The sequence below is a fragment of the Hyphococcus sp. D3-15 genome (assembly GCF_055809375.1).
On record NZ_CM147910.1, the window covers coordinates 3,611,976 to 3,626,392 of the forward strand.

At 57.5% G+C, this 14,417-nt stretch carries 12 protein-coding genes; 10 read left to right on the forward strand and 2 right to left on the reverse strand.

The annotated features are described in order from the left end of the window. Positions 1 to 49 precede the first annotated feature (49 nt). The 10 genes from AC0L8G_RS17470 to AC0L8G_RS17515 all read left to right on the forward strand — a co-directional run bounded on the left by AC0L8G_RS17470 (position 50) and on the right by AC0L8G_RS17515 (position 11,858). A complete protein-coding gene (locus tag AC0L8G_RS17470; RefSeq protein WP_473385434.1) occupies positions 50 to 577 on the forward strand; it encodes an RNA polymerase sigma factor in 528 nt (175 codons plus the stop codon). Beyond that, on the forward strand, positions 571 to 1,644 hold the full coding sequence (locus tag AC0L8G_RS17475; protein WP_473385435.1) for a FecR family protein: 1,074 nt from the start codon (positions 571 to 573) through the stop codon (positions 1,642 to 1,644). The genes AC0L8G_RS17470 and AC0L8G_RS17475 overlap by 7 nt, the downstream gene beginning before the upstream one ends. 428 nt (positions 1,645 to 2,072) lie before the next feature. Further along, positions 2,073 to 4,904 carry a TonB-dependent receptor domain-containing protein gene (locus tag AC0L8G_RS17480; RefSeq protein WP_473385436.1) on the forward strand — a complete coding sequence of 944 codons (2,832 nt, stop codon included), beginning with the start codon at positions 2,073 to 2,075 and terminating at the stop codon, positions 4,902 to 4,904. A gap of 125 nt (positions 4,905 to 5,029) precedes the next feature. Continuing rightward, positions 5,030 to 6,109 (forward strand): ornithine cyclodeaminase family protein, encoded by a 1,080-nt coding sequence (locus AC0L8G_RS17485; RefSeq protein ID WP_473385437.1) that lies wholly within the window; start codon positions 5,030 to 5,032, stop codon positions 6,107 to 6,109. Further along, entirely contained in the window at positions 6,106 to 6,627 is a 522-nt protein-coding gene (locus AC0L8G_RS17490) for a LeuD/DmdB family oxidoreductase small subunit (protein WP_473385438.1), read from the forward strand. The genes AC0L8G_RS17485 and AC0L8G_RS17490 overlap by 4 nt, the downstream gene beginning before the upstream one ends. Further along, positions 6,624 to 7,895: an aconitase/3-isopropylmalate dehydratase large subunit family protein gene (locus AC0L8G_RS17495; RefSeq protein ID WP_473385439.1), complete on the forward strand. Its 1,272-nt coding sequence runs from the start codon at positions 6,624 to 6,626 to the stop codon at positions 7,893 to 7,895. Before AC0L8G_RS17490 ends, AC0L8G_RS17495 begins: the two co-directional genes overlap by 4 nt. Further along, on the forward strand, positions 7,892 to 9,157 hold the full coding sequence (locus AC0L8G_RS17500) for an aconitase family protein (protein WP_473385440.1): 1,266 nt from the start codon (positions 7,892 to 7,894) through the stop codon (positions 9,155 to 9,157). The genes AC0L8G_RS17495 and AC0L8G_RS17500 overlap by 4 nt, the downstream gene beginning before the upstream one ends. Next, positions 9,154 to 9,660, forward strand: coding sequence for a LeuD/DmdB family oxidoreductase small subunit (locus AC0L8G_RS17505; protein WP_473385441.1), 507 nt, complete (start codon positions 9,154 to 9,156; stop codon positions 9,658 to 9,660). The genes AC0L8G_RS17500 and AC0L8G_RS17505 overlap by 4 nt, the downstream gene beginning before the upstream one ends. Beyond that, entirely contained in the window at positions 9,657 to 10,685 is a 1,029-nt protein-coding gene (locus AC0L8G_RS17510) for an aminopeptidase P family N-terminal domain-containing protein (protein WP_473385442.1), read from the forward strand. Before AC0L8G_RS17505 ends, AC0L8G_RS17510 begins: the two co-directional genes overlap by 4 nt. An 18-nt stretch (positions 10,686 to 10,703) precedes the next feature. Continuing rightward, complete coding sequence (locus AC0L8G_RS17515; protein WP_473385443.1) at positions 10,704 to 11,858, forward strand: M24 family metallopeptidase; 1,155 nt, start codon at positions 10,704 to 10,706, stop codon at positions 11,856 to 11,858. Positions 11,859 to 11,918: 60 nt separating this feature from the next. Here AC0L8G_RS17515 and AC0L8G_RS17520 read toward each other — a convergent pair whose 3' ends face one another. Further along, positions 11,919 to 13,070: a sialidase family protein gene (locus tag AC0L8G_RS17520; RefSeq protein ID WP_473385444.1), complete on the reverse strand. Its 1,152-nt coding sequence runs from the start codon at positions 13,068 to 13,070 to the stop codon at positions 11,919 to 11,921. 39 nt (positions 13,071 to 13,109) lie between these two features. Continuing rightward, positions 13,110 to 14,357 (reverse strand): sialidase family protein, encoded by a 1,248-nt coding sequence (locus AC0L8G_RS17525; protein WP_473385445.1) that lies wholly within the window; start codon positions 14,355 to 14,357, stop codon positions 13,110 to 13,112. Between the last annotated feature and the right edge of the window lie 60 nt (positions 14,358 to 14,417).

Genomic DNA, 14,417 nt, shown 5'->3' on the forward strand with positions numbered 1-14,417 from the left:
ATGCGTCCGTTCCGCCGGTGTGCGGGTTCATATCTACTGGGGACAGCTCATGAATGAAGTAGCGAAGGCAGCGCAAACGGAACACTCCGCATTGCTTGAGGACTTGTCGAAGAATTTCAGACGTCCGCTGATCGCCTACTTCCTAAAACGCACGCGCAATAGCGCTGAAGTCGAAGATCTGGTTCAGGAAACATTTTATCGAATTATACGGCGCTCAGACGGAGAAAAAATTCGAAACCCCGAGGCTTTTCTCTTTCAAACCGCCGCCAACCTGCTCCGGGATCACGCCAGACGCGAAGCCACCCAGGCCAGTTCGCTGTCTTCTTTCGCCGATGTGTCGAATACTACTGAGGTGATTTCGCCCGAGCGCGTCTTACAAAGCAAGCAAAGCCTCAAATCGATCCTCGCCGCGCTGGATTCCGTGAGCGAGGTCACAAGAGACATCTTTATTCTGCATCGGCTGGAGAACATGAAATACAAAGAAATAGCCAGCCTTTACGGCATTTCTCAGAGCGCTGTCGAAAAGCACATGATGAAGGCGATAGCGCATCTGATCCGCAGCAGGGAAGAATGGTAGACAAGACCGGACATAGCGATTCAGCTTCCAGACAAGGCGCGCCCGATGGCGACCTGTCTGACGAGGCCGCCTACTGGTTTATGCAGGTGAATCTGGGCTCGCCAAGCCCGGAGACGCAGGAGCGTTTCCGGCAATGGCTGCGTGCGAGCGATGATCACGCTGAGGCTTTCGCATCGGCCGAAGAGTCATGGAGCGCCGTCGGAGATGTCGCCTCCGAGCCGGAAGTGATGGAATTGCGCGGGCTCGCCCTTCGGCGCAGCGCCTCACATCGCCATCCTCGCGGGCTTGAAGTCACGAGGCGCGCCGCCGCCTTCGCCGGCCTTGGCGCTATATTCTGTGCCGCTACGGGGCTGTGGGCGTTTGGAAAGCTCAATAACAACACCTACGAAACCGCCATCGGCGAACGCCGCGTCATTACACTGGCCGACAATTCTAAGGTTACGCTAGACGCCGGCACAAAGCTGCAAGTCTCCTACTCCGCCGAAGCCCGCAACATACAGCTTCAGCGCGGGCAGGCTTTCTTCGAAGTCGCCAAGGATACGCTGCGGCCCTTTAAAGTGATGGCGGGCGACCAGACCATCGTCGCCCTCGGGACGGCGTTTAATGTCGAGAGAATGCCGCAAGAAACACTCGTCACTCTGTTGGAGGGGCGCGTCGCCGTCCATGGCGTCAAAACGCATGTTGGCGCTGACAAGAAAAAGCCCTCCGATGCGCTGCCTCATCTGCAAAATAACGGCAAAGAACAACAGATGTCGCCGGGCGAACAACTTTCAGTGGACAGTCGCGGCGATGCGGTGTTGCGTCGACAGGTGGCGCTGTCTCACACTGTCGCATGGACGCGCGGTCAACTTATTTTTGAAGACGAGCCGTTGTCATCGGCGATTGCTCGAATAAACCGCTATTCGCAGACACAAGTCGTACTGTCAGACCAGAGCATTTCCGATATTCGCATTAGCGGTATTTTCAACACAGGCGACACAACAGCCTTTGTAGAAGCTCTTTCTCAATATTTCCCTGTCGACATATCCATGCAGCAGAATGGCGACATTCAGCTAAAGCGCCTTTAAATATCAGCGAATGCGCTGCGAGCGCCTTGCGCTCGTAATTTCATCTTTCCCTGCGCAATTGCAAAAACTCTTTTTCAGAAAAATAGTTACTCATACTTGCTGAGGTAAGAACAACCTGGCGCGTCTTACTATTTACGATACCGGGCTAAATTCCAAAAAAACACCGAAACATCCGGGTATTGGGAGGGAATATGAAACACGGAATCAAAAAACTTAGACTATACCTATATGCGACGTCTGCGGCATTCGCCGTACACGCCGCAATGCCTGCATGGTCGGCGCAGGCGAACAACACTGTCAGCGACTTTGACATACCTGAGCAGTCACTTGAGACAGCGCTGAATGCGTTCGGGACAACATCCCAATCTCAACTTCTGTATTCACGCGACATTGTTCAGGGCCGCGTCAGTCAGCCATTGCGAGGCGAGTTGACACGCGATCAAGCGTTGCAACAACTTTTGGGCGATACTGGCCTTACTTACGAAGAAACAGACTCGGGCGTCATTCTCATTCGTTCGGCTCAAGCTGCAAATGGCGCTCAATATGTGTCGGCAGTGCAATATGCGCAGGCGCAAGACGGTCCCGCCGCAGTTGACACGGTTTCCAACCAGAGAAACGAGGCGGCGTCTTCCGACTACCCTACGGAATCGGCGGACATAATCACAGTAACGGGCTCGCGTATCTCTACCGGCCTCGATACTCCGTTATCTTCGCCTCTAGAGCTTGTATCCCGCGATGAGTTGACCGGCGCAAACAGGGCCACCATTGGCCAGTTTGTCATCACGTCGACGCTAAATTCGGGCAGCTTTCACAACAACGAACAATCAACGCAGTCCGATTCAACGGCGACCGCGTTTAACCTGCGCGGTCTCGGCGTTCGCTCAACACTGGTCCTGATTAACGGTCAGCGCCAGGTCGACACGCCAGAGCCAGGCAAGAAAAACGTCACTATGGTTGACGTAAACTCGCTCATGCCATCGATCATGGTGGAGCGTCTTGAAATTCTGAAAGACGGCGCCGCAGCGCTCTACGGTTCAGAAGCTGTCGCCGGCGTGGTCAACTTCATCACGCGCGACAAATTCCAGGGTTTCGAAATTGACGCCAACTGGCAGCGTGCGCAATTCGGCGGCAAAGACGACGTCTCCGCGCAAGCCATTTGGGGCATGCAGGGTGATCGCGGCGGCATCGTCTCTGCGATCGAATTCCAAAAACGCGATCCGAACTTCCTGGACAACAGATTCTCGGACCGTATCTTCGATTATGGCGCGACCTCGAGCTTCAGTACGCCAGGCTCTTTCATCACGAGCTCAGGCCGCGTGCCTGATCCGCTTTGCGCGAGCCCTGCACTCGATGATCTGGCTGCGGACCTTTATCCGGGCATCACCGGCGAAAACCCCGTCAGTATTATTGACGGCGACCGCTGCATCAGAATCTTTGCTCAAGGGCGTGGCTATAACTCTAAAGAGACACGCCTCAATGCGATGGTCCGCGCCAATTACGACGTTACAGACTCGTTTGAGACGCATTACGAGGCCGGCATCAGCCGCGGACGTTTTGAACGCTTCACGCAAGCCGTGCCGACCGCCTTCCCGCGTACATCACGCTCTGCATCGACGGTGCCGATTTCCAACCCCGGCAACGTGTTCGGCGAAGAAGTCGTCGCAACATTCCAGCGCGGCATTCTCAACGGAAACCCGTCAGTGGGTCTTCGCGAAGGGCCCGGTCAGCTCGAAACCGATTATATTCGACTGAATTCCGGCTTTGACTACCGCCCGTTTGACTCCGGCCTTCTGCTTGAAGGCGATGTCACCTGGGCGACGAGCGATTCGATGGTGAAACGCTCTGACGTTGTCGAAGAAAGATGGGCCGCTGCGCTCAACGGCTTTGGTGGCGCGCAATGCGATCCGACAACCGGAATGGCGGGCATCGGCGATTGCTCATATTTTAACCCGTTTGCCAGCGCATTTTTGGCAAGCCCGGGCGATGCTGAGTACAATGATCCCGAAGTGGTGAAATGGCTTGCCCCTGAACTCGTTCAGGACGGGCGCACGGAACTGTTCACGGCTGAATTTGTCGCTTCTGCGCCGCTTTTTGAACTGCCGGGTGGCACATTGGGCGCAGCGGTTGGCTTCCAGTATCGTGAAGAAAGCTGGCGCCGCAACGTTTCGGAACTCAGCAAGTCTCCGGGCTTTGTGTTTCAGGGCCGTGAAGTCGACGCCAGTGGTGACCGCGACGCTATCTCCGCTTTCTTCGAAGTGCGCGCTCCCCTTCTGCAAACGCTCGAACTCTCTGTCGCTGGCCGGTATGAAGATTTCGGCGGTCGCCTGAACAGCTTCGATCCGAAGGTCGGACTTGTCTGGCAGCCTGTCGATGGTCTGACCCTGCGCGGATCATGGGGCACTGCATTCCGCACGCCCAGTCTCAATCAGGTTTACGGCACCCGTATTGGCGCTGTGAACGTGACGGTTGATCCGGTCACCAGCGAACAGGATACGGTTCAGTCGATTGAGCAAGGCGGTGATGTCGATCCGGAAGAATCCAAGAGCTACAATATTGGCGCGGATTACGAATGGAACGGCTTCTCGGTCAGTGCTGATTTCTGGAACTACGATTTCTCCGGGATCGCGATCCAGCTCGACCCTGAACTTCTGATTCAAAACGACCCGACCAGCCCGCTGATTGTGCGTGATGGCAGCGGTCGTCCGATTCAGATCACCTTGCCCATCATCAATGCGTCATCAGTCAAAACCAATGGCGTAGACTTCAAACTCGGTTACGAAGCGGAACTGGGTGACTGGGGTCAACTTACACTCAAGACCAGCACGTCTTTTGTGAACAAGTATGAGTATCAGGAAGAGCTGAACGGTCCAATCATTGATGGCGTGGGATACCGCAATGACACGAGCGGTGTCGCTGAACCCCTGCCACGCTGGCGCGGCAACTATTCTGCGGCGCTCAATTTCGGACCGAACTTTAACTACCGGGCTGCTGTCACGACGCGCCTCGTTTCGACGGTCGTCGATCGTCAGAATGAAAGCGTCGATGATAACTTCGTAACTGTCGACCTCGCCCTGTCTGCAACGCTCGACAATCTCCTTGGTTCGGGTTCGCAAGATAGCAACACAGTCGTCCGGTTTGGCGTCAACAACCTCTTCAATGAGGCGCCGCCGCTTATCATCGGATCGCTCTTCACATTTGACGAGCGCTCATATGACGGAACGGGCCGCCAGTTCGTTCTCGGCCTAACCCACAAGTTCTAAAACTTGCGGACGGCGCAGACCATTGGTCAGCGCCCACACTTAACGACACTGCCGCCGCCGGCGCTGCTCACGCAGAATTGGCGGCGGCCGGTATTTGAAGAAAAACAAAAAAATCGGAGTTTTTCATGCTGGTCATCTCGAACGAAGAGATTGAACAAATAATGACGCTTGCGGACTGTCTTGATCCGCTCAAGCAGGCCTATATCGAACTAGAGCGTCAGGAAGCGGTAAACCGCGAACGCACGCACACCTTCTTCCCGGTAGAAGACGACAGATATCCGGGCTTTCGTTACAGATTCAAATCCCAGGAAGGCGCCAATCTGGCGAGCGGCGTGTGGGCCTTGCGCATCACATCCGACATCGCCGGCGTTGAAACGCTGCCAAGCGGTGAACAACGCCGCCGTCTGATCCCGGCGGCCCCTGGAAAAAAATATTGCGGGCTTGTGACGCTCTATAGCATTCGCACGCTGGAGCCGCTCTGCATTATCCATGACAGCGTCTTGCAGAAATGGCGCGTCGCCGCGACCTCTGCTTTGGCGATCGACAAAATGGCGCGAAAAAACGCAAAGGTCGCGGGGCTTTTCGGATCCGGCTGGCAAGCCGGCGCTCATCTCGAAGCCATGTTCCACGTCCGCCCTGATCTCGAAGAACTGCGCGTGTTCAGCCCGACCACAAAAAACTGCGAACGCTTCGTCGCAGAATATAAAGACCGCTATGACGGACGGGTCGTTGTTGCAAAAGATCGCCGCGACGCGGTCGCCGGTTGCGATATCGTCACTTGCGCTACGGCGGCGATGGAGCCCTGCTTCGACGGCTCCTGGGTGGAGCCCGGCACGCATCTGACGTCGATTACCTCGCCCGACGAAACCAATGATCGCCGCGAACTCGACGATGCGAGCTTCGACAAGGCCGCGCGTATTGCAGTGACCTCCGTGCCGATAATCAAGAAGGTCGGCCAGAGCGACATTCTCGGCCCTGTTGAGCGCGGGCACATCAAATTCGAAGATATCGCGCCGATCGGCGATTTGTTGTCCGGAAAAGTCTCCGGCCGCGACAGTGACGACGAAGTCACGATCTTCGCAAACAACACCGGCATGGGCCTGCAATTCGCAGCCGTCGGCGCCTTTGCGCTCGAAGCCGCCAAAAAGGCCGGCGTCGGTCACGACGTGCCGACTGACCTGTTCCTTGAGGAGACAACCCCATGAGCAACGCAGAGGAAAAACTCGGCGGACCCTGCATTTCTGTGGGCGATCACGTCAACACGGATGTGGTCATTCCGGGCCGATATCTTGTCAGCATCGATCCAGTCGAGCTGGCCAAACACGCCTTCGAGCCGCTGGGCGAGGAGTTCCAGCAGCGCCTTTACAAATCGCGTGTGCTCGTTGCTGGCCGGAATTTCGGCTGCGGTAGTGCGCGCGAGCAAGCGGCGACCTGTCTGATCGGCGCCGGCGTCAAAGCGGTCGTCGCGGCCTCCTTCGCGCGCGTCTTCTTCCGCAACGCCATCAATACAGGGCTTGTGGCCGTGCAATGCCCGGAGCTTGTTGAAGACGTCAGCGACGGGGACGAGATCTTTATCGACCTCTCCGCCGGAAAAATTTCCGCCAAAGGTAAAACATACGGGTTCAGCGCTTACCCGGAAAACATGCAACGCATTCTGGACGCTGGCGGGCTTATGCCATTCGTCGCCGGAAAATTGAAAGAGGAGCAAAGTCAGGCGCAATGAGCACATCAGCAAAGACTTTTGCGCAAAAAGCGCTTGAACGCGCATCAGGCGTCAATGACTTGAAACCGGGCGACATCGCCGATGTGGCGCCGGATATTTACATGAGCCACACCGCAAGCTGGCGTTGCATCGCCGCCTTCGAAAAACTCGACGGCGCGGTTCTGAAACACCCTGAACGCGTGGCGATGGTGATGGACCACATCTCCCCCGCCCGCACGAGCCTCGTTGCAAGTCAGCACCGCCGCAGCCGCCAGTTCGCCGAAGCGCAAGGCATCAAAAAGTTTTTCGACGTGCAGGAAGGCATCTGCCATCTGGCGCTGATGGAAAACGGCTGCATCCGCCCCGGCAATGTCATAATCGGCACCGATTCTCACTCGACGATCTATGGCGCGCTCGGCGCGCTTGGCACCGGCGTCGGCTTCAGCGAAATCACCGCCGCCTGGGCGCTAGGCACGATCTGGATGATGACGCCGGAATCGATCAAGATCACTCTTGAGGGCCGCTTGCCCAAAGGCGTCTACCCCAAGGATATCATGCTGAAGCTGATCGGCGATCTTACCGCCGACGGCGCCACTTATAAATCAATAGAGTTTCATGGCAGCCTAACCCGGAGCCTCTCGGTTTCCGAACGCATGACTTTGTGTAATCTCGCCATGGAGATGGGCTGCAAGAACGCCTATGTGCCGCCGGACAAAAAAACTTTCGAGTTTTGCCGCGCGGCCGGAGTCGAAGACCCCGAAAGCACGGCGCTCTATCCGGATGAAGGCGCCACCTATAGCGAGACGATCACGCTGGACGTCTCAACCCTCGAGCCGCAAATCGCCTGCCCGCATGTAGTCGACAATGTGAAACCAATTTCAGCCGTCGCCGGTCTGAAGCTGGATCAGGTTTTCGTCGGCTCCTGCGCAAATGCGAAATATGACGACCTCGTGGAAGTCGCGGCGATCCTGAAAGGCCGCAAGATCTCGCCAAATGTCAGGATGATGGTGACGCCGGGTTCGCGCGGGATTTTAAAACGCGCAACCGAGGAAGGCCTGCTCAGCACCCTGATCGATGCGGGCGCATTGATCACCAACCCCGGATGCGGCGGCTGCGCCGGCGACGGGGGCGCCATGGGCGACGGCGAAGTAACGTTGTCGACCGCAAACCGCAATTTCCGGGGACGCATGGGCAGCTATGAGTCCGATATCTATTTGTCGAGTCCGGCGACGGCCGCCGCCTCTGCGCTGACCGGACACATTACTGATCCGCGCGAGGTGCTCAAATGACAACACTTATCGAGAATATCCTCGCTCGCGCCAGCGGGCGTAAATCCGCTGCGCCGGGCGAAGTGGTTGTCGCAGAAGTCGACGGCATGGTGATGCACGAAATCAGCGGCTACCTGACCACGAAGCTCTATGATGAAAAGATCGACCGCCCGCTGAAAAACCCCGAGCGTCTTCATATGGTGTTCGATCATATTTTTTCGCCTCCCCGCGAACATGAAGCGGAAATGCTCAAGGCCGATCGCGTCTGGGCGCGCAAAAACGCGATCAATCTGTACGATTGCGGCAGCGGCAACATTCACAACGCCGTCTTTCAAGCCGGCGCCATCGGACCGGGCATGGTGCTGGTCGGTTCAGACAGCCATACGCCGGTCTATGGGGTGATGGGATCTTTCGCCGCCGCACTCGGCAATGATTCCCATGCGGGCACCGTATTTCCCTACAGCAAGGCATGGTTCAAAGTCCCGAGCACGATCCGCATCAATCTGCATGGGGAACTCGCCCCGGGCGCAACGCCCCGCGACATCGCCTTGTGGCTAGTCTCGCAGATCGGCGAAGGCGGCGTCGTTTATAAGGCGCTTGAATTTGGCGGCCCGTTCATTGACGGACTGAGCCTGTTTGATCGCTGGCTGTTTCCCCTCATCAATGTCGATGTCGGCGCCAAATGCAGCTACATCGTGCCGGATCAAAAAGTCTTTGACTTTGCGGAAAAAGTCGGCGCGATGGGATCATGGCGCGATCTCGACATCCCGAAAACGACCGATGCAGATTTTGAGAGAACGCTGGACTTCGATATTTCGGGCGTCGGGCCGCAGATCGCCTGTCCGCCCACGGTCGGCAATGTCAAAAATGCACGCGAAGTCGCTGGCGAGACCATACAATATGCCGAACTCGGCGGACATGGCGGCGGGCGTATCGAAGACATTCGCGCCGCAGCGCAGGTTTTCGAAAACGCCAGCGTAAATCCGCAAGTGCGTTTCAACATCGTGCCGTCGAGCCGAAACGCCTTCGCGGACGCCTTAAAAGAAGGCCTCGTTGAAAAGCTGCATAATGCCGGCGCCTTGTGGTTCCCGCCAAGCACCGGCTCCAACCAGGCGGTCAATATGGGCGCGCTCGCAGACGGCGAAGCGATGATTTCCACCCATTCACGGAACTTCCCCGGCCGCAATGGCAGCCCCCGCGCCAAGATGTTCCTTGCATCAGCGCATACCGTCGCCGCCTCTGCGAAGGCCGGACGCATCGTAGACATTCGAGAGGACGCATGAACGATTTTGCATTCACAGGCCGTTGCTGGAAAGTCGGCGACTACATTCCAACTGACCAGATCATTAAAACGCGGCGCGTGTACCAGCCGCTGGAAGAAGCGGCGAAATTTGTCCTGGAGGACGAGCATCCCCGCTTCGGCAAGGAAGTTCAAAAAGGCGACGTCCTGATCGCCGGAAAACATTTCGGACAATCATCAGGGCGCGCCGTCGCGGTGAAAGCAATGATTGCGACTGGCGTTTCCTGCGTGGTCGCAGAATATTTTTCGCGAACATTTTACCGCAACGCATTCGAAATCGGCCTGCCGATACTTGAAGTGCCCGGCGTCACCGCCAGTGTTGAAGAAGGCGATACGGTGTTCGTAGACCTTCCCAATGCCTGTATCCTCAACAAGCGCACGGGAGAAACGCTGCAAGGCAATCCCGTCGATCCGTTTCTTCTCGACATGATTCGCGGCGGCGGCATTATCGCCATAGGCCCTCAACTCGCAGGAGGCGCAGCATGAAGCGCGGCCTAGTTAAACTCGACATCAATGAAACGCCTCATACGGCTTATGAAAACCGCCTCGATCAGTTGCGCGCCCAACTCAAGGAAAAAGGCTGCACCGTCGGCCTCGTCTATGCCGACATATCGCGCGGCGGCGACCTCGCCTATCTGACCAATTTCTGCCTCTACTGGAACGAAGCGGTGCTGGCTGTGCCGGTTGACGGCGCTCCCGCGCTCATCATGAAACTGTCCAAGCGCGTAAACCCCTGGATTAAGCGCACGACAATTCTTGACGATATTCGCAGCGGCCCCAATGCGGCGAAAAACATCGCTGGATTTCTTGATGAACACAAAGGCGGCGCGAAAGCAGTTGTCGGTCTTATTGACAGCGAGTGGTGGCCAAACGCGCTTCTGACGCAGTTGAGCGAGGCGGCGCCTGAAGCAGAATTGCGCCCGCTTGGAAGCCTTGTAAAAGAGGCGCGCCGCGTTCCCGATCCGGAAGAACTCGCCCTGCTCGAAGACGCAGGACAAATTCTCTCCGGCGTCATCGAAAAAGCTGCGCATGAAACCGAAGATGGCGCGCGTCTTTCTCTCATGGTTGGCGATGGCCGGCGCGCCGGCTATGCGGATCTCGAAGTCCATTGCAGAACTGCCGATAGTGGCGAGCGGCTCATCGACGCCTGGGGCCAGTATCGCTATGTCTGGATGGAAGCAGCCCGTACGGAAGGCGGCGACGCCGGAAAAATCCTCCAACGCGCCAGAGACGCGCTGTTCAGCGCACTGAAACCCGGCGCAAGCGAAAGCTCCCTGCAAGCCGCTATTGCAAAAGCCTTTCCCGGCGAGAAAAACCTCACCGTTTCCTGCTGGTCGCATGTCGATATCGAAACACGCGGGGCCTATCGCCTGGCTGCAGACGCCAATCGAGCATTTGTCGAGGGCGAAGTCGTGGCCCCTCGCCTCACACTGAAGACACCGGCTGGCGTGTTCGCATCCGCCGCAACCGTGCGTCTTCTCTCCGGCAGCCTGAACATCATCGCCGCATAGCTAAAGAAAGACTCTCACATGACCCTAATGGCGCAACCAGCAATCGCCGCACCGCCCCTTGAAGAGCGTGAGTGGCGCTATAAACGCATTCGCAAGGAAATGGAGAAAGCCGGCCTGGGCGGTCTGCTTATCTATGCGCCATCCTGGCGGCGCGAGAATTTCCGCTATGTCACGGGCGCGGCTATCCAGTCGAGCGTCGCCCTCGCCTATCTTCCCGCCAATGGCGCGCCAACCGCGTTTGTGCTTTCCGCAGAAGATGAACGCGCGACAAAAGCCGCCGGGTTTGTCGACGATGTGCGTCGCGTCACGCTTTCCTCGCCGGACGACATCGCCGCGCGCCTGCGCGAAGGCGGCGCGCCCGACAAGATCGGCGTTGCGGGCTGGGATTTTCTCCCGAAAAACCTGCTTTCAGGCCTCGAAGCCGCCGCCCCCGGCGCCGCCTTCGTCAACGGCACGATGATTGGCGACAAGGTCCGCCTAGTGAAAAGCGATTGGGAGATCCAAAAGCTCCGTCGCGCCGGCGAAATCTGTGATGCGGCGTGGCTCGCCTTCCTGGAAGCGATCGTGCCCGGCGCCCATGAGTTCGACATTGTCGCCAATGTTGAGGCCAAGCTGCGCAGCATGGGCGGCGCTGACAATTTCATGCTGATCGCGTCTGGCGGCGACGATGTGCGCGGCATGACCCCGCCTACTGACCGCAAGCTTCAAAAAGGCGACATGGTCCGAACGGAGCTGACGCCGCAATGGGACGGCTATTGGACGCAAATTTGCCGATCCGCCGTGATGGGGCCTGCCAGCGACGCACAGAAGAAATCATTCGACCTGTTCGACGAGTCTGTCGCTGCCGGCATTGACGTGATCAAACCCGGCGTTACTGCAAATGACATTGCAAAAGCGGAAAACGACGTGTTCCGCAAATACGGATATGGCGAATATTGCACGGCGGAATATACCCGCGTGCGCGGTCATTGCCTGGGTCTTTATCTAGATGAGGTCCTTATTCTCGAGGGCGTCGAAACCGTGCTTGAAGAAAATTCCGTACTTATCGTCCATCCCAACACATACACGCCGATCGCCGGCTATCATGTGCTGGGCGACAGCGTTGTCGTCACCAAAAATGGCGCGGAGAAACTCTTCAAAACGCCGCGCCAGCTTGACGAAGTTCCTGTTTAAGACGCACCGCGCACAAGGCCCAGCTCGTATTATGACGGGCTGGGTTTTCAACCGCGTTGGCTAAGGGCGGAATTTTGTCCACGCGATGTGGCGAACGCCGCCATTCATTTGCATCGGGTCATCTTTCCGGTTGATGTAATACACAGTCAGCAACTTGCCGGGTTCGATTTCGATCACGCGCGGGTACCCGCAATCCCAACTGCCGCCATCATCCCGCAGGATCACTTCCCGGCCCCATGTGCGTCCATCGTCTTCGCTTACTCTGTAGCGAACGCCAGACGGCATCGTGCGGTACCCATAAACGCAGACCACGCGCCCATCACGCATGGGTACAAGGTCACCGGGCGCGCCAATGTCATTCACGCGGGAAAGAAACCCCCAGCTCCGCCCGCCATCCAGACTTTCATAAATCTCTGTCCAGATGACGCTGCGCGCATCGCGCTGATAACGCAGCGATGCGAGAACCTTTCCGTTGGGCAGCACAATAATTCGCGGATAAAAATGCGGCAGCGGCGAATATGGCGACTTCAATTCATAATAAGGCGACGGCGGACGCTCCTCAGTCATGAAGGAAAGATACCGCCAACGCCACCCATCAGTTGTGGCGTAGACAAGCGGGCGCGGTGACAATGCTTCCGGGGAATTGGTCTGACAGCCGAGCAAGTGAACGCCGTCATCACGCGTAGCATACATGGGTGAGCCGAAATTCGTTAGGGACGGCAGGCTGTATCGCGGCAATATGATCGGCGCCCGCCAGCTTACGCCGCCATCGCTTGATGCGCGCAACCATGCTTGTGCGGTTTGGCCGAATAGCGACGGCAAGCCGCCCCCCATGATCAACGTGTCTCGACTTGAAAAATCGAGCGGCGGCAACGCCGACCAGTCAGCGGATGCGCCGCCGGGGAAATCTTCCGGGCCTTTCGCCGCCATATCGAAGACAGATTGAACGCTGGCCCGATCCCAGCTTGCTCCCCCGTCGGTGGAGCGGATGGTCACCAGATGCGCCGGCTTTCGCGCGATCTGACCATGATCTACATCATCGGCGTCGGCGTAATTGTTCCGCACCCGTTTGAAACTCGCGACGATATCGCCATTATTTGTCTGCCAGAGCCCGCAATAAAATGGCCATCCGCAATATTCCGCTTCGTTCCGATAGACGACGCCATGCTCTGCATGAGAGGCATGGCGCGGCGGCTTAAAACTATCAGTCATCTGTCACAAGGTCCGGTTTGAGCTGGCGGTCATCGATATTCACGGGCGGAACTTGGTCCACGCGATATGACGCACGCCGCCATTCACCTGCACCGGATCGCTTTTGAGGTTCATGTAGTAGATCGTCATCAACTGTCCGGGTTCGACCTCTATGACGCGGGGGTAACCCAGATCCCAACTGCCGCCATCATCGCGCAGGATCATCTCGCTTCCCCAACTGCGCCCCTTATCTTCGCTGATCCGATAGCGAATGCCCTGCGGCTCGATGCGGAAGCCATAAACACAGGCCACCCGCCCGTCTTGCATGGGAACAAGATCGCCCGGCGCGCCCCAATCATTGACGCGAGAGAGATAGCGCCAGGTGCGTCCGCCATCCTCGCTTTCATGAATCTCGGTCCAGATCACGTCGCGCGGGTCGCGTTGATAGCGCAACGACGCCAGCATGCGCCCGCTCTTCAAGATCGTCACGCGCGGATAAAAATGCGGCGCCGGTGCGAAGGGCGAACCACCCGGATAGAAAGGCGATGGCGGACGCTCCTCGGTGACGAAGGAAAGAAAGCGCCAGTTCTTGCCGTCATTCGATTGATAGACCAGCGGGCGCGGGCCGAGTGTTCCGGGTGCGGCTGTATTGAGCCCGAGAATGTGAACGCCGTCCTCTCGCGTGGCGTACATCGACGAGCCAAAAGCGGTCAGCGAGGGCAATTCATATTTCGGAAGCAGCATCGCCCGGCGCCAACTACGCCCGCCGTCGCTCGAGGCGCGCAACCAGGCCTGACCATCCGGAGAGAACAGGCGCGGAATGCCGCCGCCCATCAGCAACGTATCGCGATTGAGGAAATCAAGCGGCGCCTCGCCGGACCAGTCCGCCGCGCCGCCGCCGGGGAGGTCCCTCTCCTCCTGAATGGTCATGTCGAAGATCTGTTGAAACGTCGCCGGGTCCCAGCTCTCGCCCCCATTGCGCGAACGGATCGTCCAAAGGGCGCCCTTGTTCCTGGTCAGGTTGTTGTGGTCGACATCGTTATAGGCGTTGTATTCGGTTGGAATACGTTTGAAACTTGCCAGCAGCGAGTCATCGCCCGTCTTCCAAAACCCGCAATAAAACGGCCAGCCGCAAAACTCGTTCTCATTGCGATAAACGATTCCATGCTCAGCAGTTAAGTCTTCGCGAGGCGGGCGAAACTGGTCCTTGATGGATCCGCCCCGGTGAATTGCCGGCGCGCCCGTTGCGCATGATGCAAGTGCAGACACCCCCAGGCCGGAGATGAGCACGCTGCGGCGTTCTATCATTATATATTCACCATTATCTTCGGCGGCGCACCACAAACATAGGGCGCTTGTGAGCGCGTC